This is a genomic window from Paenibacillus paeoniae, from assembly GCF_003388735.1.
Classification (GTDB): domain Bacteria; phylum Bacillota; class Bacilli; order Paenibacillales; family Paenibacillaceae; genus Pristimantibacillus; species Pristimantibacillus paeoniae.
Map to the genome: position 1 here is coordinate 2,468,971 of NZ_QUBQ01000001.1, position 20,519 is coordinate 2,489,489.

General features: G+C 51.6%; 14 protein-coding genes. 1 reads left to right on the plus strand and 13 read right to left on the minus strand.

Annotated elements, in window-relative coordinates; genetic code table 11:
- Window positions 1-25 precede the first annotated feature (25 nt).
- The 4 genes from DX130_RS11555 to DX130_RS11570 all read right to left on the minus strand — a co-directional run bounded on the left by DX130_RS11555 (window position 26) and on the right by DX130_RS11570 (window position 4,418).
- On the minus strand, window positions 26-3,115 hold the full coding sequence (locus tag DX130_RS11555) for a peptidase domain-containing ABC transporter (protein WP_116045311.1): 3,090 nt from the start codon (window positions 3,113-3,115) through the stop codon (window positions 26-28).
- A gap of 15 nt (window positions 3,116-3,130) precedes the next feature.
- Window positions 3,131-3,913, minus strand: a complete 783-nt coding sequence (locus tag DX130_RS11560) for a foldase protein PrsA (RefSeq protein WP_116045313.1) — start codon at window positions 3,911-3,913, stop codon at window positions 3,131-3,133.
- 95 nt (window positions 3,914-4,008) lie between these two features.
- Entirely contained in the window at window positions 4,009-4,203 is a 195-nt protein-coding gene (locus DX130_RS11565) for a hypothetical protein (RefSeq protein ID WP_116045315.1), read from the minus strand.
- Window positions 4,204-4,217: 14 nt separating this feature from the next.
- Window positions 4,218-4,418: a hypothetical protein gene (locus tag DX130_RS11570; RefSeq protein WP_116045317.1), complete on the minus strand. Its 201-nt coding sequence runs from the start codon at window positions 4,416-4,418 to the stop codon at window positions 4,218-4,220.
- A gap of 153 nt (window positions 4,419-4,571) precedes the next feature.
- Here DX130_RS11570 and DX130_RS11575 point away from each other — a divergent pair, with 153 nt between their 5' ends.
- The gene (locus DX130_RS11575) at window positions 4,572-5,117 is read left to right on the plus strand and encodes a GNAT family N-acetyltransferase (protein ID WP_116045319.1); all 546 of its coding nucleotides are present in this window, start codon (window positions 4,572-4,574) and stop codon (window positions 5,115-5,117) included.
- A gap of 32 nt (window positions 5,118-5,149) precedes the next feature.
- Here DX130_RS11575 and DX130_RS11580 read toward each other — a convergent pair whose 3' ends face one another.
- The 9 genes from DX130_RS11580 to fabD all read right to left on the minus strand — a co-directional run bounded on the left by DX130_RS11580 (window position 5,150) and on the right by fabD (window position 20,506).
- Window positions 5,150-6,688 (minus strand): AMP-binding protein, encoded by a 1,539-nt coding sequence (locus tag DX130_RS11580; protein ID WP_240644405.1) that lies wholly within the window; start codon window positions 6,686-6,688, stop codon window positions 5,150-5,152.
- Window positions 6,675-7,538, minus strand: a complete 864-nt coding sequence (locus DX130_RS11585; RefSeq protein ID WP_116045321.1) for an SDR family NAD(P)-dependent oxidoreductase — start codon at window positions 7,536-7,538, stop codon at window positions 6,675-6,677. Before DX130_RS11585 ends, DX130_RS11580 begins: the two co-directional genes overlap by 14 nt.
- A gap of 254 nt (window positions 7,539-7,792) precedes the next feature.
- Window positions 7,793-9,220: a glycosyltransferase family 2 protein gene (locus DX130_RS11590; protein WP_165861231.1), complete on the minus strand. Its 1,428-nt coding sequence runs from the start codon at window positions 9,218-9,220 to the stop codon at window positions 7,793-7,795.
- A 67-nt stretch (window positions 9,221-9,287) separates the two neighbouring features.
- Window positions 9,288-10,415 carry a hypothetical protein gene (locus DX130_RS11595; RefSeq protein WP_116045324.1) on the minus strand — a complete coding sequence of 376 codons (1,128 nt, stop codon included), beginning with the start codon at window positions 10,413-10,415 and terminating at the stop codon, window positions 9,288-9,290.
- Window positions 10,416-10,434: 19 nt separating this feature from the next.
- Window positions 10,435-11,577 carry a radical SAM/SPASM domain-containing protein gene (locus DX130_RS11600; RefSeq protein WP_116045326.1) on the minus strand — a complete coding sequence of 381 codons (1,143 nt, stop codon included), beginning with the start codon at window positions 11,575-11,577 and terminating at the stop codon, window positions 10,435-10,437.
- Window positions 11,578-11,601: 24 nt separating this feature from the next.
- Entirely contained in the window at window positions 11,602-11,865 is a 264-nt protein-coding gene (locus DX130_RS11605) for an acyl carrier protein (RefSeq protein WP_116045327.1), read from the minus strand.
- Window positions 11,866-11,876: 11 nt separating this feature from the next.
- Window positions 11,877-15,296 (minus strand): beta-ketoacyl synthase N-terminal-like domain-containing protein, encoded by a 3,420-nt coding sequence (locus DX130_RS11610; protein WP_165861232.1) that lies wholly within the window; start codon window positions 15,294-15,296, stop codon window positions 11,877-11,879.
- On the minus strand, window positions 15,289-19,194 hold the full coding sequence (locus DX130_RS11615) for a type I polyketide synthase (protein ID WP_116045331.1): 3,906 nt from the start codon (window positions 19,192-19,194) through the stop codon (window positions 15,289-15,291). The genes DX130_RS11610 and DX130_RS11615 overlap by 8 nt, the downstream gene beginning before the upstream one ends.
- A 37-nt stretch (window positions 19,195-19,231) precedes the next feature.
- On the minus strand, window positions 19,232-20,506 hold the full coding sequence (gene fabD / locus DX130_RS11620; RefSeq protein WP_116045332.1) for an ACP S-malonyltransferase: 1,275 nt from the start codon (window positions 20,504-20,506) through the stop codon (window positions 19,232-19,234).
- Window positions 20,507-20,519 lie beyond the last annotated feature (13 nt).

Below are 20,519 nucleotides of genomic sequence, written 5' to 3' on the forward strand. Positions count from 1 at the left end.
GTGGATCGCATAAGTGTTCGAATGGCTACGCCAGCTGCTGATGGATCAAATAGGAGTAAAGCCCGCCCGACTCCATCAGCTCATCATGCGTTCCGCTTTCGACCACACAGCCTTTATCCAGCACGAGGATACGGTCCGCATGCTTCACCGTACTAAGCCGATGAGCGATAATGAGCGTCGTTCGGTGCTTCAGCATTTCCTTCATATTGTGCTGAATCAGCCTCTCCGATTCCGTATCGAGAGCGCTTGTCGCCTCGTCGAACAGCAGCAACGGGGGATTGCCTAGCAATGCTCTTGCAATCGCAATCCGTTGGCTCTGGCCTCCGGATAACCTCATTCCTCCCTCGCCTATCATCGTCTCGTAGCCTAACGCCGTATTTCGAATGAAATCATGGGCGCCAGCTAGAACGGCAGCCGCCTCAATATCCTGATGGGACGCATCCGGTTGCCGGAACGCTATATTGTCTCGAATGGACCCCCGGAATATGGCCGTTTCTTGCTGTACAACTCCGATATGGGATCGCAAGGATTCTACATCGATGCTTTGCAAATCATAGCCATCCAGCGTAATCCGGCCGCTCGCAGGAAGATATAGCCTCGTGATCAGATTAGCCATCGTCGACTTGCCGGAGCCGCTTCTGCCGACTAATGCGACCGTCTGTCCGGGAAACATCTCGAAGGAAACGTTTTGCAGCGCATTAGTCCCGTCTTCCTCATAGCGGAACGTCACATTATCCCAAACCAGATGTCCACTGGTGCGAGCAAGCTTGCGGAGATGCTGATCTTCCTTCTGCTCTGGCGACGCTTGGAACACATCGTCCAGCCGCTCCACCGAGATGCGCGCTTCCATAAGATCATCCATCATTTGAATCAAATACGAAAATGATTGTGTAACTGTCGCCAGCAGTACGGTGAAGGCGACCAGCTCGCCAGCCGTCATTTCATTAGCCAGTACATAGCGGGAACCAAAAAACAACACAATGATGGTGCCGAGCGTCCGAATCCACTCGCTGCCAGCTTCTGCAGATACCCACAGGAACATGCCTTTGAGCCGCAAATCCATGGCCTTCTTAAACTTAAGCTTGAGCCCGTCAAATACTTTCTGCTCCGCTGTCAAGCTTTTCACCGCAGCGATATGCTGCACAGCCTCCACCATCGTCGAATCCGAGTCGGCCTCCGCCAGAAATTGCTTGCGGCTATTCCGCCGCATACGCGGACTGATGACATAAATCAATAAGGCGTACAGAGGAAAAATAACAGCAGCCAGCAAAAACAGCTTCGCATTGTAATACAGCATTAAAGAGCCGTACACTATGATCGTAACCAGGTCCAAAATAAAGCTGGATGCGCTGTTCGTCAGTATTTTACGCAGCTTCTCGTTTTCATTCACCCGCGCCAGCATATCGCCTACCGTTCGTTCATTGAAAAACGACAGCGGAAGTCTAAGCACATGCTTATAGAAGGCATGAATCATATTCATATCAATCTGCAGCGCTGTCTTGGACGCAATCCATTGCCTAATGAAGATAAAGCAGGTATTCGCAAGCGAGATCGCCAGCATGCCCAGCAGCAGGAGAAGAAGAAGTCCTTCGTCCCTGTCGACCAGTACGGTGTCGATAACCTTCTGGGTGAAAACAGGAAGAGAGAGCGACAACAACTGGATGACGACGGATAGCGTCAGCACAAGAGCCAGCATGCGGCTATGCGGCTTTAGGAACGAGACATATCTGCGTAGGGTGGATGAATGGCCGCTGTATGCTTTCATATCCTCTGTGGGCGCCAATTGAAGCAGCATACCGTTCCAGCCGTCGGCGAATTGCTCCAGAGTCAGCTTCTCGATCCCAATTGCCGGGTCGCCTACAATGACATGCTCATTCGTAATCGCATAGACCACAACATAGTGATTGCCTCTCCAATGGGCAATAGCAGGCAAATGAAGTTCAGCCAGCTCTAGTATACCTGTGCGGTAGCCCTGTGCAAGGAAACCAAGCGATTGTGCCGTAATCCGCAATTGCTGGAGAGTCGTTCCCGAACGGGAAGTCCCGGCGATCGCCTTAATGGTATGAATAGGCATTCTAATGCCATAATACTGGCTGATCATGCTGAGGCAGGTCGGACCGCAGTCCATCTCGCTCTGCTGGAGCACAATGGGATATCTGCGCCTGAACCGCTTGCTTGCTCTCGCTTCATAGGAAAGCGGCAAGTTATGGTTCATGGCCGTGCTGTTATCCTGTTCATCTTCCATTTCGAGCGCAGACTCCAACGGTTTCTCTGCCTGCTCCGCTCTCTCTTGCTCCTTCCTCCAACCATATACTCCGCCGGCAAGTCCGCCTGATCCATAAATTTGGGTTGCATTGCTGACAAGCTGTTCCCGCATACCCGGATACATTCGGATTAGCACGTCCATCACTTCTTTGGACAGGCGAAGAAGAGTCGATTCCTCCGTCATCCTGACCGTTCGATCCAGTGGTTCGCCGCCCAGCAGCGATAAGCCGCCGAAGTAATCTCCCTCTATCAATTCACAATGCCATTGTCCTGTGCTTTCGGACACCACTTCCGCACGTCCAGAGCGCAGTATATATAAGGAATCCCCTACTTCTCCTTCTGTGACCACAATCGTGCCCGCTTCAAACCGGCAAAGGGCCATTTTATCCTGCAGGGAATGCAGCACGTTCGTTTCTATCCGAGAGAATAAAGCGGAGGTCTGCAAAAACGTCAGCGTGGAATCAGAGGCAATATACATGTTCAAATAACCTTCAAGCTCCGGCTGAAGGTGCAGCAGCTCTACAAAATCATCCTTGGCAAGCTTCCAGACCCATAGCTCAGTCGAAGCCCGAACGGTTATATCGGAAATTTCACGGCCTAGCAGCCCGCTTTCGCCAAAATGCTCGCCAGGTTGCAAGAGGCCCAGATTTGTTTCACTACCGTCCGTCTGTTCTTTCATTCTTCTCGCTTGCCCTGTTGCTATAATATAGAACGCTTCAATCGGCTTGCCCGTCTGAATGATGGTTTGTCCCATCAGGTATTGTTCAGGAACAAGCCTTTGCGATAAGAGGGCTCTCTCCTGCTCATTCATGACATCAAAGAGAGAGACTCGATTCAACAGCGATTCCAACTTGCTTCACACCCATCAATGATCTGGTTTATCGTGTTTATTCCATAGCGCATAATGAATCTCCATCTCATTCATCTGCTCGCGAATCCATTCCTCGAATATAATCATTCCAATACGGCTTCTAAGCGGCTCTTCAAGTCGGGCACTCTTCATTTCCTCTACTTTGAGCAATAGATATCCATGACTCGTCTTAAGCGGACCCAGAATTTCACCGGGCTGCGCGCCGAAGACAGCTGCTGCTTCAACTGAGGTTAAGCTGTCGCGGCCAACCTCGCCGACGAACCCGCCAGCTCTCCTTGTCTCGACATCTTCTGAATATTCACGGGCAAGGCTATGAAAGTCACCGCCTTCCTCCATGCGAAACAACAGCTCGCGAGCTGCTCCGTATTCCTTCAACACGATTCTGGATATGATTGCGATATCGAACAATAGGCGGTTTTCATAAAAATATGGCTCAACTTTAGGAGTGGCGAGGTTCTCAGCTACTTTCGATTCCAGCAATCCATCACGTACCCGGTCCCCCAAATCCTCCAATGTCAGGCCATTCTGATCAAGCCATTCCATAGCTGCAGCGACCTGCAGCAGCCCGTTCTGTCGACGGAAATCATCGATACCCGTCTGCAATTCGTCATCTGTAACCGTTATGCCCGATTTCCCCGCGTATTGATGAACGATCACTTGTCTCGCCTTTCGTTGAAGGAGATCCGTAATTTGATGATTTCGGGCGTAGCAGAGCAGTTCATGGAACGTAATGTCCTGACCTTTTATGGTCATTAATACTGCATCATATAAGGACATGTCTATCCCTCATTTATGTTCATTAATAGGAAGAAAAGAAAGAATCACCCCAATGAAGAGGTGATTAGTAAGGCGAGATACTTGTGTTGATTAGATCATGAGTAATAGATCGTTCTACCTTGCGAAATACCCTGCTGTGAAGAGCCTAGAAAGTTAATTCTATTGGGTCCTACTCCACCCGCAACTTGCTTCATTTCTTGCTCAGTCAGCCTCTTTCCTTCTTCCTTCAAATCCTCAAGACGAAGCTTTGCTTTGGAATCAATTGGTGCTTGTTGATTGTTCTCTGACATGTTTTCACCACCTCTTAAAATTTATGTTGTTTATTAGTGGGGATCGTTTTTCCATTCATATGAATGGCCGATGTATTTTGAAGCTTCCCGGCTCCAGCACCACCTGCAACTTGCTTCATTTCTTGCTCAGTGAGCGTTTTGCCTTCTTCCCTCAATTCATCCAGTTGCAGCTTTGCTTTGGACTCGGACGATACTTGTTGATGATTCTCTGGCATTTCTAATCACCTCTTCATCGTAGTTTGGTATAGTCTACAAGAAACGACATCCTTCATAAAGCAACCAAAGTTGTCATTTTCATAGAGGAATGATAGGATCGTATAACCTAATTTTGTTTGCAGGACAATTTCATAGGAATAGGAGAGAGAATAATGATAGTGAAGCAGCAGTCCTTCGAGGTACGAGGCTTGAGGTATTCGATTAGATCTGCTAATGAAGAAGATGCAGCAGCATTATCACAGCTGCGGGTGAAGATCGATGGAGAGACCGAACATATGGACCGGGAGGCGGGGGAGGCTTTCATCAGTGCCGAGGGTTTCAAAGAGCTTATTCAAAGTGACAGCGAGCGAGAACGCAATTTATTTTTGGTCGCAGTTGCAGACAGCCGACTCATCGGCTATTCAAGATGCGAGGGTATCTATTTAAAGCGTTTTGCCCATAAGGCCGAATTTGGCGTTTGTATTCTGAAGGAGTTTTGGGGATATGGCATCGGGAAGGAGCTGCTAAGGACTTCCTTAGCATGGGCAGACTCTATCGGCATAACTAAAATGACCTTACATGTACTGGAGTCAAATAAGAGCGCCATCCAACTGTACGAACGCTTCGGATTTCAGATTGAAGGTATCTTAAAGAATGACAAGGTACTGTCCGATGGTCGGTATTACAATACGGTTGTCATGGGGCGCTTCACTGGCTAAACGCCTCCATGGCATGGTCATACCCGATTGGTTCAAATGAGTCTCTTCTTATCCCGCTTACCCAGATGAGTATAGGGAATCTCCTCCGCCAGTACGATCTCCTTTGGCATCTGATAACGAGCAGTCCGCGATCGAAGCCACTCCATGAGCTGTCCAGTATTCACTTCCGCATGTGGGATTAGCTGGACATAAGCCATCAGCCGCTGCCCGAATGTCTCATCCGAGATGCCAATTACGGCAACATCCTCAACTAACGGATGATGAATCAAAATATGCTCCAACTCGATGGGGTACACATTTTCGCCGCCTGATACGATTCGGTCATCCACTCTTCCGCACAAGTAATAGAGGCCGTCGCTATCCATATACCCCATATCGCCTGTCGCAATCCACTTCCTGTTGCGGCTTGCACGCCATGAACGATTCCGGATGCAAAACTGTCCGATTACTCCTGGTTCTGTCTCATTTAAATCCTCATCCAATACAAATAGAGGCACGCCCTCAATTCTCCGTCCCAGCGTATGCGCCGACTGCCTTAGATCCGGTGGAGCAGCTACAATATTCAGCCCTGACTCTGACGTACCGTACAAATTGCACAGTACATCCCCTAGCTTGGCGAATACGCCTGCCACCAGCTTCGGATTAAGCTCGGCTCCTCCTGAAGCGATACAGGCCAGTGATCGCAAATCCTCGGCATTATGCTTCATCATCTTGTCCAGCATAAGCGGGACAACGGTCGCCACTTGCACCTGATGCGCACGGATAAGCGCGCATGCTCTGGACGCGTCGAAGCCCGATGTCAGGACAATCTTTTTGCCCAAAGCGACGAATAATAGCAGGATCGCAATACCGTAGCCATGGTAGATAGGCGTCGCGATATATCCGGTATGGTAACGCACGAGATGAAGCCGCTCAAGCAAAGTGTGAAACGGGTTCAAATAGTGGAATAAGGACGGCTTATGCGGCACTTTCTTCGCCTTGCCAGTCGTGCCGCCTGTCAGAAGCATAATCGTGCCCGATGAAGTTCGATGCCAGCTGTGCCTGGCGTTGGAGGGATCGCTTGGCCGCAGATTGTTGACAGCAGGCTTCTCATCATGGTAGCTAAGCAGCTTTCCCTTGTTGTAAGAGGACTGCTCGATGAAGAAAATAAGCTCCTCGTCGTAGATCAGCAAATCAAAGTCATATGCAGTCAGCAAGTCTTGCCATTGGTCCTGGCTCATCTCGGCGTTTAACAGATAGATATCTGCTCCAGCCCAAGATAAAGCAAATACGGATTTCACCAGAGATGCATGGTTGCGGCACAGAAGTGCGGCCCTGCTGCCAGGCTTGATTCCATACAATGTCTTCAGCGTCAGTGACAGCTCTTCGCTATGGACCAGCAACTGTCGATAAGAGATCGTCTCGCGGTCATCAGCAAGAGCTGCCGCTTCTCCGTACGTCCGCTCAGCTATTCGGAGTAGCGCCATGACATTGATTCCGTAGCGGCAGATAGCAGCAAACAGGCGATAGAGGCCAAGCGGACTAAGCATCCCCATCTTCCGCATCACTTGCGCCAATTTAAGCATCCCCATGGCTATCCCTCCTCTTTCTCAGCTTACGCGGCATCCAGCTCTCCCATAGCCCTCTGAACATGAGCGAAGCGGCCTGTCCCGTGAACAGCCACCAAGGCCTCCATGTTCTCCCCTTCGTATACATCGACTTGGCGATGATACGGGCTACATGCTCCGGACTCATGGCGGGCGCTGTCCGGTAAGCAGCGGTTGGTTCAATCATCGGTGTACGAACCAGCGGCAGATAAATAGATGTCATAGCGATTCCAGCCGCATTCAGCTCCGGGGCAGCGGAGCGAAACCAGGTGTCAAATGCGGCCTTGGACGCTTGATAAGCCGCCCAGTGTGGAAGCGGAATAAGAGATGTATTTATAGTAGACACATGGATGATTTGCCCTTGACGGCGTTCCAGTACAGGGATAACGGATAGCAGCAGCTTGACCGGAGCCAGATAGTTGATCGACATCGTTCTGGCATAGTCATGAAATCGATCCAGAGAATCATAGATGGATCGCCGAATGGAGAGCCCCGCGTTGCTCACCACAATATCCGGTGCATTCCGCTCCTCGCGAAGAATGTCAAGCAGCGCCTCCATATCCTCGTCCCGCCTCAGATCCGCAGTTACAACAGTTATCTGCGTCTTCTCGTTGGACTCAATCTGCCCCTTAACGGCCAGCAGCTTGTCTTCTCTTCTCGCCACCAACACAAGATGAACCGGATATTTTCCTAGCAACAACGCGATCTGCTCGCCAATTCCGGAGCTTGCTCCTGTTACGAGTATGGTCTTCCCGCTTATCGCCTTTATCAGCTTATCCTCATTCAGCCCGGAGGACGGAAAGAGCAGCCGTTCTAGCATGCTATATCTTCGCATCGTCATAATCCTTTTTTGGAAAGTAATGTGCAGTACCTCTATTGTCTACTACTCTAGCAGTCGAGACAAGAGCAGATGCGCGTTAACTAGTTATAAATCGGAGTATGTTCAGGTATAGAACTCACGACTTGTAGCATACCTCTCAGCACTAACAAAAAAATGGCGGTGCCAGGAATAACATCCTGGTCACCACCATCTCTATTAACTTCTTCATTTAAAGTAAGTAAGCCATTGAATGAATATAACAGCTTCGCCTATCCTTTTAACACTGGCTCCTTAACGGGAGCCGGCTCGGTCTTCAAAGGCGTTGCAACCTTCGCAATGTCCAACAGCAGTGATTCTCCAACCTTGGCGGATACGGAGTAGCCCAGCTGCTTCTGGCTCAGAATGGACTGCAGCTCGTCGAGACTATGCCATGTCCATCCGGCTACCGTAGCCAGGTAGGATACGTAGGTTTCATTATGGATAAATACCAGCTTCTTCGAAATCCGTTGAAGCTCCTTTAACCATATGCCTGCAATTGGCTCGCTGATCATCCGATAGAAGTCGGTGACAACGAGGACGTCAAAATATCCCGACGCATAAGGCGTATCCGCGCCCAGCATATAGACAACCTCTTTATCCCTCAGCTTGCTTTTCAAATCCTGATAGATATGCTTGTTCTGCAAGAAAACATGCGAAACATCCAGCTCTTTCAACAGGGCGTAACTATCGGCCCCAACGATAGCGGAGCGCTCAGCCCCCGCCAAATAATCTTCATGCAGTCTGCCGATCAATTCTGCCGAATACAAAGGCGTATAATACTTGATAACTAAACGATTGAACTTCGACATAATCCCGTCATAATGCATATCGGCCGAATACGGGTACAGCTCTGTATCGAATGTGTAATGCTTAAAATGCATTTTTTTGCGATTCATAAAGCTTGTCTTGATCTTCATATCGATTTTGTCATCAGCCGCATGAGGGAGGTGCAGAACGCATATCTCTTCCGTCGCATACATAGCCGCACCGTGCAGATGCAAATGATACGAGAAGTCGGTATCCTCCGCCCCCCAGCCCTTGAACGATTCGTCGAACCCGCCGGACTTCAACACAATATCCCTCGATGCGCTGACGGCGCCGCTCCAGCCCATCGTCCATGGCACATCCATCCGGTTCAAATCGCCGCCAACCAGCTCGAAGTGTGACGTCCGCATATCCTCCCAACCAGGATGGAACTTCAGTCGCTCGCATGTCTCTGCCAGGTTCTGTGGCGTGATGCCTTCGATAACCGTCATATCCTCGATATCCGGGTCCGTGAAGGCTCCTAATATATAATGGTACAGCACCGTATTCGTGCTGTTCCCGATTCGTCCGACCGATTGTTGGATCATCATATCCGGGATAACGATTCCGCTGTCCAAGAAGACCAGTATGCGCCCCTTGCTTTCCGCAATACCGGTATTGCGCGCTCTGGACCGACAGGAATGTTTGTCTCTCGGGATAAAGATATAGTTCAGAGAAGGAAGCTTGTCCCGATACGAATCGACGACAGCGCAAACTGGCTCAGTAGAGCCATCGTCTACAATAACCACTTCCAGCCCGATATGGTCCAAACCCTGTTGCTCGCTTATAAAATACAACGTTTTCTCCAATTGCTCTGGCTTGTTATGCACCGGAATAACAATTGAAATATCCATACGATTCATTCCCTCCATCCACTGCTGGTCTTAAAGAGGGCTTCCATAAGAAACCCTCCCTCTCTAATTAAACTTCCAGCTCCACTGCTTCCTCAAATTGATAAGGGACCAGATGATTGCGCCTTCCAAGCTCCTCAACAAGTGCAGTCAATACCTGCTTCTCCGCTGCCTGCATGGGTTCTAGTCGATTCGCGATATCTCTCAGCGTCTGATTATTGCGTGAATAGAAATACTTCAAGAGCATATTGCGAAGCACCATCGCCTCGCCTTCCAAGCGTGTATAACCTTCCAGAGCAACGCTATCTTCCCCAAGCGCCCCCTGCTCCTGCAAATAGCGAATACGGGCCGTCATCATTTTTTTGTGCTCCCATAAAATATGAAGCGGCCTTACGTCGAGATTGAGGCTGCCCTCAGCCAGCAATCGGAAGTATTCCTGCAGCCCCGTATATATTTCGAGGCCGTAATACCCTTTTATACTTTCATAATGGAATCTTAACCGCTTGGATGTGTTGACGCTATGCAAATAATCACTCATGCTGTCCAGCAGCGTCTGCAGTTCCAGATCGTATCTCCCCAGCTGTGCTCCAAATCGCGAACCGCCGTACTCACGCGGCTCAACCTTGCGGCATAAGCTAATTCCCTTTTGTCCTGTATCGTTGTAGTAAGCTAGGCTAAAATTCTCGAACGTGACTTCCTGGAAGGAAAACTGCCGGTTTTTATCAAAAATCGCAATGTTATAGATTTGACGGTTCCGATCATAGCCGAACACCATCAGATCATGGCTGAAGTGATGCACCCCGTTGCTGATCGAGTTCGGGATATAATACTCGTCCACATAGGTTGAGCAATAATAACCCTCGTCGAGATGAAGCTGCAGAAACCTATGAATATCAATCTCAAGATTGGCAAGAGTATCTTTGTTCGTCTGCCGATATTGAAGCCATGGCACATTGCCGAACAGAACCATGAGATTGGGAAAGAAGTCGAGCCGATACTCCCCGGTCTCCATATAGTCTTTGGAGATGTAGAGCTGATTGTAATGGGTGTAAATCCACGGCTTGCACTCCTCGTAATTTTGGAGAATGCCCAGCACATAAGCATGACCGAGAAAACCGTATACGTCAGGAATGGTAAAAGGAAGTCTCTGCACTCCGTCGAACTCCCTGTTTTCTGTACGCGCAGCATCGTTGCTCATCGATTGTCTCCTTCCTCCGTTAGTACGATTCTTTATCGGCGAACATCCTCGTGCAGCGATTGCACATCATCAGATTGGTCGTTTTCAAATATTCGCGGAAGCTCGTCGCACGCTCGCCCTCCCACATCTCCTGGAACGTATTTTCATAGATATTGCCGTACTTGTAGTCCGGCAGATCGACACATGGATAGACCTCGCCCGTTCTGCGGATGACCATCTCATGCCATGGCGCCACGCACTTCGTGCGGCCGAACACGTTGTCGATATCCGTGAAATATTCATGAATATCCACAAAGCTGGACGTGTCAACTCCTTCGGAGTCCCAGATTTCCTCCAAATCCTTCTTGAGCGCCAATGTATCAATGCCGATATCTTCTTCTACAAAGCCTTGCCAACCTGCCGACACATCGCAGTTCAGATGCTCCTTCATCTGCTCGGCGTAAGCCAGTCCACGCTCCTGTGTCGTAAACAAGAGTGGAGCAAAGTTGACCGACAAATCGCGGCGCTTCAGCCAAGGGTTTTTGGAATCATGAAGCACGACATTCGCATCCTTGAATCGTTCGCGCAGCGCGCCGAGGAAATCCTTGATGCTGTGATAGTTGTATTTGGAGAGAACCATTGTAATATTAATGAACGGAAACATTTTTTTCCGTCTGCGTTTCTCTTCGATAAGAGCGTCGATGTTTTCGCAAATGGTCTTGAAGCTGCCTTTCCCCCGGATGGAATCATGGAATTCCTCCGGCCCGTCAATCGATATATTCATCGCTACGATGTTTTCCATAATGAACTGAACCTGCTTCTTAATGAGCGAGCCGTTCGTGAGCAAATAAATATTCGCCTTGCGGCTGCGCAAATACTCGACCAGCTCCGTGAAATGCTTGTAAAGCATCGGCTCTCCGCCGGTCACGATAACGCTAAGGTTTTTGTTCTCCTCGGTTACGTCATGAAGAAATCTCTTTAAGACATCAATATCCAGCTGTTCGCGAATCGCGCGTTGAGGCTCCTTAAGCGCCCAGCCGGTCTCGCCCCAGATATGGCAGAAGCTGCAGCGGTAGTTGCACATTTCCGATGGAAACAGCGTAAGCTGCTTAATTTCCGGCTTTAAATTTTGAACATGCTCGACTAGAGCCGTTCCACCAAAACTGCCTGCTTTTGTCAACATAAAAGAAATCCCTCCTCGTATTGGCTATTCTTCACTCGATGTAGCGATATACTGCATGATGGCATTGATGCTGCTGAAATTGCGGAAATCCAGATCCTCGTCCTTCCAGGCGACGCCAAACTCCATCTCCGTGGCGATAACGAGCTTAATGAACGTAAGCGAATTTATACCAAGCGAAGACAGTTCTTCATCCGGGCCTAGCTGATCTAGTGCAGATGGATCGTCCACGTTGTCTCTTAATAGATTGATTACCTTTTCTTTCAATTCTTCCTCTGTATTGATCACCATATCTGTTCCTCCTATAAGTTGAAGTTGACTTTATCGAGCACCGTACGAAGCCTAGCAAACAAACGTAACTGAAAGTCTCTCTCGCTGCCGGCAAGATCGGTCAGCTTGTCCGCAATAGACTCTGCTAGTGCAGTGTCATACTTGCGCATGTACATATACCGGGCGGCACTCTTGCGCACCGTCTCCCAACTGCTTACGACACTTGAGAAGGCCAGGGTCAGCTCATCGCTCTCTCCAAAGATTTGATTGAGCCGGTATCGCTCAACCTGCTTTGCGTTAATAATTTCATTCAGCAAATTGACCAGGCTCTCTGCTTCCCTATGAAAAAACTCCTCAGTCGATACGATCATCCGTATCCACTCGGCCATTTCCTCCATGATGCGCTGGCTGTTCTCCAGCCGCTCGCCTCCCTCAAGCTGGCTCTTTGCAAAAAAAGCGTTGAAATCAGCGGTAAGGTTGTCCTTGGCTTCGGCATCCTGCAGCTGGTCGAGAATATAATGACTGGGCCGGTTCTGTCCGTCTTTGAAGTTCTTGGCAAATCCCATCGAGGAGCGGACCAGATCCTCATACTCGATCGTACGGGCTGCATACGACAGATTTTCTTGCCGGTCATGCTCCATAATATGAAACTGACGAAGCTCGTCATCGAATCCGAATACGAGCAGCGTATGATCGACATGTCGCTTCCCGTACGTATCCTTCCGAATCGGCTCATAATAACTATCCACCCACACGATGACAGGCTTCTCTGCCCGAAGAGCCTCCATGGTCTCTGACAGAATGTGCTCGTGGTCATTACGCATGCTGATGTGCAGACCTTGCTGGCGGAACAGCTCTTCTATCGGCAGGATGGAAACATAGTCGATCCCGAACGGACGACCGCTGCTGCCAGGATGACTAAATACGATGAGATCGTTAAGCAGGAATGGCAGTATGCTTCTGCCGAAATGGCGGACAGCCGGAAACAGCGAGTTGTAGAAGCAATTCCGATAATACAAATCGTTGAACGGCTCCATATGCGGAAGGATAACGCGCTTCCCGGATACGTTCCATTTGTCCCCGTACACTTGCTCCGCAGTACTCGCTGCCGCCAGCATCGCTTCTTCCTGATGACTCCCATCAAGGGATGACGGCTGTGCGGTTCCCTGCTCCAGCCATTGGGCGGCACCCCGAATGGTCGGATATCGGTAAAGATCGTCTGATTGAAGCGGAATTCCGGCCTTCTCCAGCTCCACCTCAAGCTGAATCGCCAGGATGGAGTTGCCGCCAAGGGCAAAAAACGTATCGTCTACGTCCATCTCCTCCACTCCAAGCAGACTGCTCCAGGCTTGCGCCAGCTTCAGCTCCAGAATAGAGTACTCACCACCGGTTTTCCCCGTGAGACTCACAGCAGCCAGCTGCTTTCGCATCGGCTCGGCCAATGGCTTCTCTTGCGAGATTGCCAACGTATCTTCGGCTGCAGTCTGCGCAAGCGGTTCGACCCAGCACCTAGCCTCCTGGAACGGATAGGTAGGCAGCCTGGCCTTCATCCGAATATCATCGCTGTATACCCGGTTCCAGTCCACATGTGCACCAAGACAATAATATTGGCCCAGCCGCTGCAGCTCATCCATGCCAGACGATTGTCGTTCGGTTAGCCTAGTGACGCATGCCATAGCTTCATCGGACAATCGCTGCAGTCCCTCAGCCGTTAATTCAACCGAAGTTCGCGCCTCGCGGTGAGCGCTCGCCAGCTTATGCTCGCCATAATAAACGCCACTTCGCTCATCGCTCCCCAAACCGTGATCAACCAGCCTAATCAGCTTGTCACGCAACTCTGGCAGGTCTCGCGCGATGATTGCGAGCCGGCTGCTGTAATGTCCTCTGCCCGTTGCAGCCGTATAGCAAATATCGCTAAGGACTGGATGTTGCTTTTGCAGCGATGCCGCATATGCGGCAGTCAATTGCTCCAGCGCCGTCTTGCTTTTGGCCGACAGCAACAGCAGTTGGGGAGAGTCATTCTCGTATCCAGCGTTGCCGTCCTTTGCCGCTGTCACTGCCGGAGCCTCCTCCAGCACCATATGGCAATTCGTGCCGCTAAAGCCAAAGGAGCTGACACCGCATCTTCTGGGATATGGCTCCCTATCCCACTCAAGCGCTCGATCGTTCACATAGAGCGGCGATTGCTGGAACGGAATATTCCGATTCGGCTTAGCGAAGTGGAGCGTAGGCGGAAGCGTCTTATACTTCAAGGCTGCGATCGCCTTCGCTAGTCCGGCAACTCCCGCAGCCGCATCCAGATGGCCGACATTGGTCTTTACGGAGCCAATAGCGCAGAATTGGCTCTTGTCGGTGAAAGCACGGAAGGCACGACGAATACCATCCGCTTCAATAGGATCGCCCAGTCTGGTGCCCGTTCCATGGGCTTCCATGTACGCAATCGTCCCCGGATCAATATCCGCGTCCCGCCATGCCTGAATGAGCAGCTTCTCCTGTGCTGCCGCATTCGGTGCCGTAAGCCCCGCTGATGCGCCATCCTGATTCATCGCGCTTCCCTTAATGACCGCATGAATAGGATCGCCGTCACGAAAAGCTGCGGCCAGCGGCTTCAGCAGGAAGACTACGGTTCCTTCCCCCCATACGGTGCCATCGGAATCATCGTCGAAGGCGCTTGTCCGCCTTGCGGACGATTCGATGCCGATCTCGTACAGCCCCTCCACCGGAAGCAGACATACTTTAACTCCCCCAGCAATCGCCATTTCGCACTCTTCGTTGCGAAGTGCCGTACAGGCCAGATGAACCGCAACAAGCGATGACGAGCAAGCGGTATCCACAAGCAATGCGGGGCCCTTCAGGTCCAGCATATGCGCGATTCTTCCAGCCATAATGGAGGGAGTATTGCCCGCGCTGGCGGTCCCAATCTGAGCCGGAAAGTTTTTGGATACATATTGTCCGTAGACAGGCCAATCCGCAAATCCAATATAGATGCCGGTATTGCTGCCTTTAATCCGCTCCCCCCCATAGCCCGCATCCTCCATCGCTTCCCAAGCAGTCTGCAGAAACAATCGCTGATTGGGATCCATAAGTGACGCTTCCTTCGGCGACAGGTTGAAAAAGCTGTAGTCGAAGCCGTCGATTCGATTCAGATATCCACCGTAGCTGTACCGTATATCGTCTTTTCTTAAAGGAGTGAACGTCTGGATAAAACCTTCCGTATCCGACTGTCTAGCCGCCGGATACGGTTGAATCAAATCTCTCCCCTCGACAATGTGACTCCAAAATTGCTCCAAATTGTCTGCACCGGGCATCTTCAGCGCCAATCCGATTACCGCAATGTCCTTGGAAGGCTTTGGACGCTGCTTCTTCACGGATTTCAGCAGTTTCAGACCGGTTGAGGCATCCAGCTTGCCTGCCCCGACGCTTTCGAATATGGTGCGTATGACGTTATCCATTGGCCACCTCCAGCGCATGATACTCCCTTACCGCGTCTTCAATGGACAGCTCGCCTCTTTCAATCTGCTGGAACACATGCATCATTTGCCGGTCAAACTCATCTTCCCCGACGCTGGCCTCTAGCTTTGCCTGGCTTTCACTTGCCCTCATACCGCCAAGGTATTCGGAAATACGGGCAATGGTAGGATAAGAAAACATATCTGCAATGGTGGTCCGGTTCGGATATTTCTCCTCAATCAGCGCATGTATCTTCGTAATGAGGATGGAATCCCCGCCGATCTCGAAAAAATTGGCATGGACATCAAGCTCGTCATAGCCAAGCACTTGCTTCCATGTCCCGGCGATATGCTGCTCAATCTCGCTATAGCCGCCTGCAGACTTCCCCTTCAGTCGAATCGGAACGGTGCTGAGCGCTGGCCTTCTGTTCCTTGGCGCTTCGGGCTGGCTTGTGCGGGCCTCTGACTGGACAGCCTCCGCTCGGCGGAATGGCAGCAACTCGCCCAACGCGAACATGCCGGATTGTTCATTCCATTCGCCTACATAGACCTGCCTAATATCGCGGGCCAACAACTGCCCGAACGCCTTGACTCCTTCATGCGGGGGGAGCAAACGGAACATCTCTTTGTCCTCATCCGTCTCGGTGCCTGCAGCCATCCCTGTTCCTTCCCAAGTCGGCCAGTTGATGACGAGCGTTCTTCCATATCGACTACGATAAGCCGCATAGGCATCCAGATAAGCATTGCCCGCCGTATACGGCCCTGAGCCCACACCGCCTACCAGCGTAATGGCGGAGGAGAAGAGAACGAAGAAATCAGGAGCATCCTGCCTCGTCAGCCTGTCCAACAACCATGTGCCCTGAATTTTTGAGGCGGTAATCGGTTTGAACTCATCCAGCGTGAGTTTCCCTATCAGGTTGCCAGCCGATATCCCCGCCGCATGAACAATGCCCGCAATACGGCCATACTGTCTACGCATGCTCTCTATAGCCGAAGCTAACTGATCATGATTGGCGACGTCAGCCGCAATCGTTACCACATGTGAGCCCGCCTGCTCGATCTCGCGAATGGTCTCTATGCACGCCGCAAGATTAGCATCCGCTCGAACTCGCAGAATCTCATCCCATGCCTTGCGCGGCGGCAAGTCGCTGCGCCCGATGAGTCCGATCCGAGCCGCTCCTTCGGCAGCGAGCTGTCTGGCAATCCGAAGACCGATACCGCCCATGCCCCCGGTGATCAAATAAATGCCTTCCTTCGACAGCCTAATATCGGATAGCGTCAGCTCTTCCAGTTCGATCGGATGAATCCGATCCGTATATCGCACTCCGTTTCGATAAGCCACCGTATAGCTATCATTCTTTTGGAGCATCGTTTCCTTCCATATCGACTCCGCTGCATCCGTCGCTTCATCCAGATCGACGCAACGCAGACGCACTTGTCGGCTTTCCCAGCCGATTACTTTACCAAGCCCGATCATCGCTTGGGATTGGGGAAGCACCCGCCCCTCCTCCCCGCGATGAATCGCATTCGCTTGCAGGGTAGCCGCCATGATTTCAACGGGATAGCCAAGCGCTGCACGACCGAGTGCCTTCGCCAAGAAGAATAAGCCATATGCGCTCCTATTCAACTGATCTTCCAATTCAACCAGCGATTCCGCATTCGTTCGATCTCCGAAGGAACGGAGATACAGGATTCGATCCATCCGCTCTTCCCTCAGATTCTCAAGCAGCCGGACATAGTCCGCATCATCGTCACGTATGAGGAAGGACGTATCGTTAATCTCTGTGTAACTCTCCCCTATGCCGACTTCAATGACGCGGCACCCAGCCGCTCTACCAAGCTCAACGATTCGCTCGCCGGTATCGCCTGCATCCTTGAACACCAGAATCGTCCGTGCCAAGACAGTTTCATGGACTGCCGTGATCGGCTGCTGGGTCCATACACGTTGGTGGAACAGCTTACGTCTGCTCGTCTCAACAGCTGCTTCGGTCGGCTCCAATTTCGGAATATCAAGCCAGCAGCGTTCCCGGTCAAAAGCATAAGCAGGCAGGTGGACGCGCCTTCTCTTCTTTCCTGCATACAGGGCATCCCATGGGATGGAGGCTCCTTCGACATAGGCCATTCCGAGTTCTCGCAGCAGGCTTTCATCAGGCTGTCCGGCCGATGAATGATACTGTTGCAGCAGTTCTTCCAACGAACCGCCCTTCACGCTACTCTTCTCCTGCGTACAAAGTTCAACTTTCGCATCAGCAGATGGCATGACCTTAGAGGTTAATCCATCATGCGCCATCAGCCCATTCCATTCGCCCTCTCGCAGATGCCCCGCTGCTTCTTCGATGCTGGAAGCGACAATCGCTACGCGATGCTTGTCATGCACTCTTCCGACACTCAGCGTATAAGCGACATCCTCCAAATCCAGCTGCCGGTTGCGATCAAAATAGTCCAGGTAGCGGCTCATAAGACCCCTCAAAGAAGTCTCCGTCTGGGCAGACCAGACGAATAAGCTTGGCGGACGGCTTGCTGACGCGGATGGAGGAATGCTGTTATCCGGCGCCTCCTCCAGTACGACATGGCAGTTGGTGCCGCTCATACCAAAGGAGCTGACCCCGCATCGACGCGGGCTGTCTCCCCGCTCCCATTCGATTGCGCGGTCATTGACATATACGGGTGATTGCGAAAAATCGATCTCGCGGTTTGGTCTCTCAAAATGTAATGAGGGATAGATTCTCTTCTTGTGAAGCGACAGCGCCGCCTTGACAAGTCCTGCGATTCCGGCTGTATTGTCGAGATGGCCAACATTGCTCTTGAGCGACGCAACAGCGCAGAACTGGCGTTTGTCCGTATATCTGCGGAACGCCCGCTGGATCGCCTCAATCTCGATTGGATCGCCCAGCTTTGTCCCGGTGCCATGCGTCTCGATATAGGCAATCGTTGCGGGATCGATCCCCCCCTTCTTCCATGCCTCGACAATAACGGCCTCTTGCGCTTGAACATTGGGCGCCGTAATGCCAATCGAGCTGCCGTCCTGATTCATAGCGCTCGACTTGATGACGGCATAGATCGCATCCCGATCCTCCCTTGCCTTCTCCAGCGGCTTCAATACAATCGCCACAACTCCTTCGCCTGTCCCTGTACCGTCGGAGCTGTCGTCGAACGTTCTGGCGCGCGAGGTTGTCGATTCAATACCGACCTCCGCCTCCCGCAACGGAATAAGATGAAGCTGAATGCCTCCGGCAATGACCATATCGCACTCCCCGTTGCGAATCGCTTGACAAGCCAGATGCACCGCGACCAGCGACGACGAGCAGGTCGTATCGACCAGCAAGCTCGGCCCTCGTAAATCTAGCAAATAAGACAAGCGGCTTGCGATTATGGATCGTACGTTGCCGGTCATCGCGAGCGACATATTTTCCGGCTCAACAGCTTGAATCATTTTTTTATAATCCGAATCCGAGCCATACCCGACATAGACACCGGTGCGGCTTTCCCTCAGCCTCTCGCTGCTATAACCCGCATCTTCTATCGCGTTCCAAGCCGTTTGGAGAAACAATCGCTGGTTAGGGTCAAGCAAGCTTGCTTCCTTGGGCGACAGCTTGAAGAAACGGTAGTCAAACTTGTCCACCTCGTCCAGAAGGGCCGCTTCGCCGTATGGAACATCGTTCTCCGTCTTTCCGATCCAACGGAAATAACGGTCCATATCCTCCCGGCGTGAGGCTGGGATCGGCCGGACACAATCCACCCCGGCGTGCAGATTGTCCGCGAACTCCTCAGCCGTGTCTGCCAGAGGAAGCTTCAGCGCAATGCCGATAATCGCAATGTCCGATTGCGATACGTCCTCGAAGGTGACATCGCCGGATGATTGCAAAGGGGTGTTGTTTAGCTTGATTGAACCAAAATCCATTTCCCTTCACCTCCGCATGTTGCAGCTATTTTACGAATCAGACGAATGTATATTGGGAATATTGCGACTCTGTCGCCGACTTCTCTAGAATCATTCGGAACCTGTCCCTCCGCTCGGCCTCGGGCACTCTCTTCGTCTCCAGCATTCCTTTCAGTAGAGTTAAGGCTTCCTCCGATTGCTGAGGAGAAGGCATCACGCCTTCTCCCGCTTCATCCAGCTGCTCCTGAAGCTGCTGCAGGCGGCGGTAAGGTTCGATAAAGCCTTGCTGATATTCGGTCAGGCTCGTATTGCGATTGCGGGTGCATACTGCCGCAGCCACGCATAGGGTAATCACATTATGTCTAGCGTTCGTACGCAGCTGCAGCGCTATCTCCGAAGACAGCTGCTCCCTTACTGTCCCGATATCGCCGTCGTTATCCAGCGTATAGCACGTAATTGTCGGAACATTGGGCTTCATGAGCCGGGTCAGCACATTTTTGGCCCCAAGCTCCACTGCCGCCGAGACGCCCATCCGGGAAAAATACTGTATCGATTCCGCCCATCTGACAGGGGCTGTCAGTTGGGCGGCCAGATGGCCGGCAATTTCTTCTGGAGACTCATAAGGCTTAGCCGTCACGTTGGAGATGACAGGCCACTTGAAGCGGCCGAATCGATAAGCGCGCAATTCCTGCTCGAATCGGGCGGCCGCCGGTTTCATGAGCGCGCTGTGGAACGGTGCGCTTACGTTCAGGTACGCGATTCTCCCGCCCTCCTGCTCCAATCGATTCGCAGCTCGCTCGACGGCGGTGCGGTGACCGGATATGACAAGCTGCTCCGGCGAATTCAGATTGGATATCGCTACGATTTCATTCGTATCTGCCGATTCCTCCAGACATATCGCTTTCACCGCCGCAGCGCTTAAACCGATGATCGCACACATCGTGCCGGTGCCCTCGGCTGCCGCCTCCTGCATGAGCTGACCCCGTCGTCTGACCAAGCGCAGCGCATCGGCATAGCTTATCGCGCCTGCGCACGCCAGCGCCGAGAGTTCGCCAAGGCTATGGCCTGCTGTATAGAGAGGCGTAACGCCGATTTCCTCCATATAGACTCGGAATGACGCGACGCTTGCAGCCAGCAAAGCGGGCTGTGCATTCTCCGTGCGGGTAAGCTCATCGGGATCGCCTTCGACCATCAGCTTGCGCAAATCCAACCCGAGCACATCGCTGCCTTCCTCGATGGCTGCTCTGGCGGACGGATAGCGGTCGGACAGTGATTTCCCCATGCCGACATATTGGGAGCCCTGACCCGGAAAAACCAATGCCAGCTTTCTCATCCTGCATTCCTCC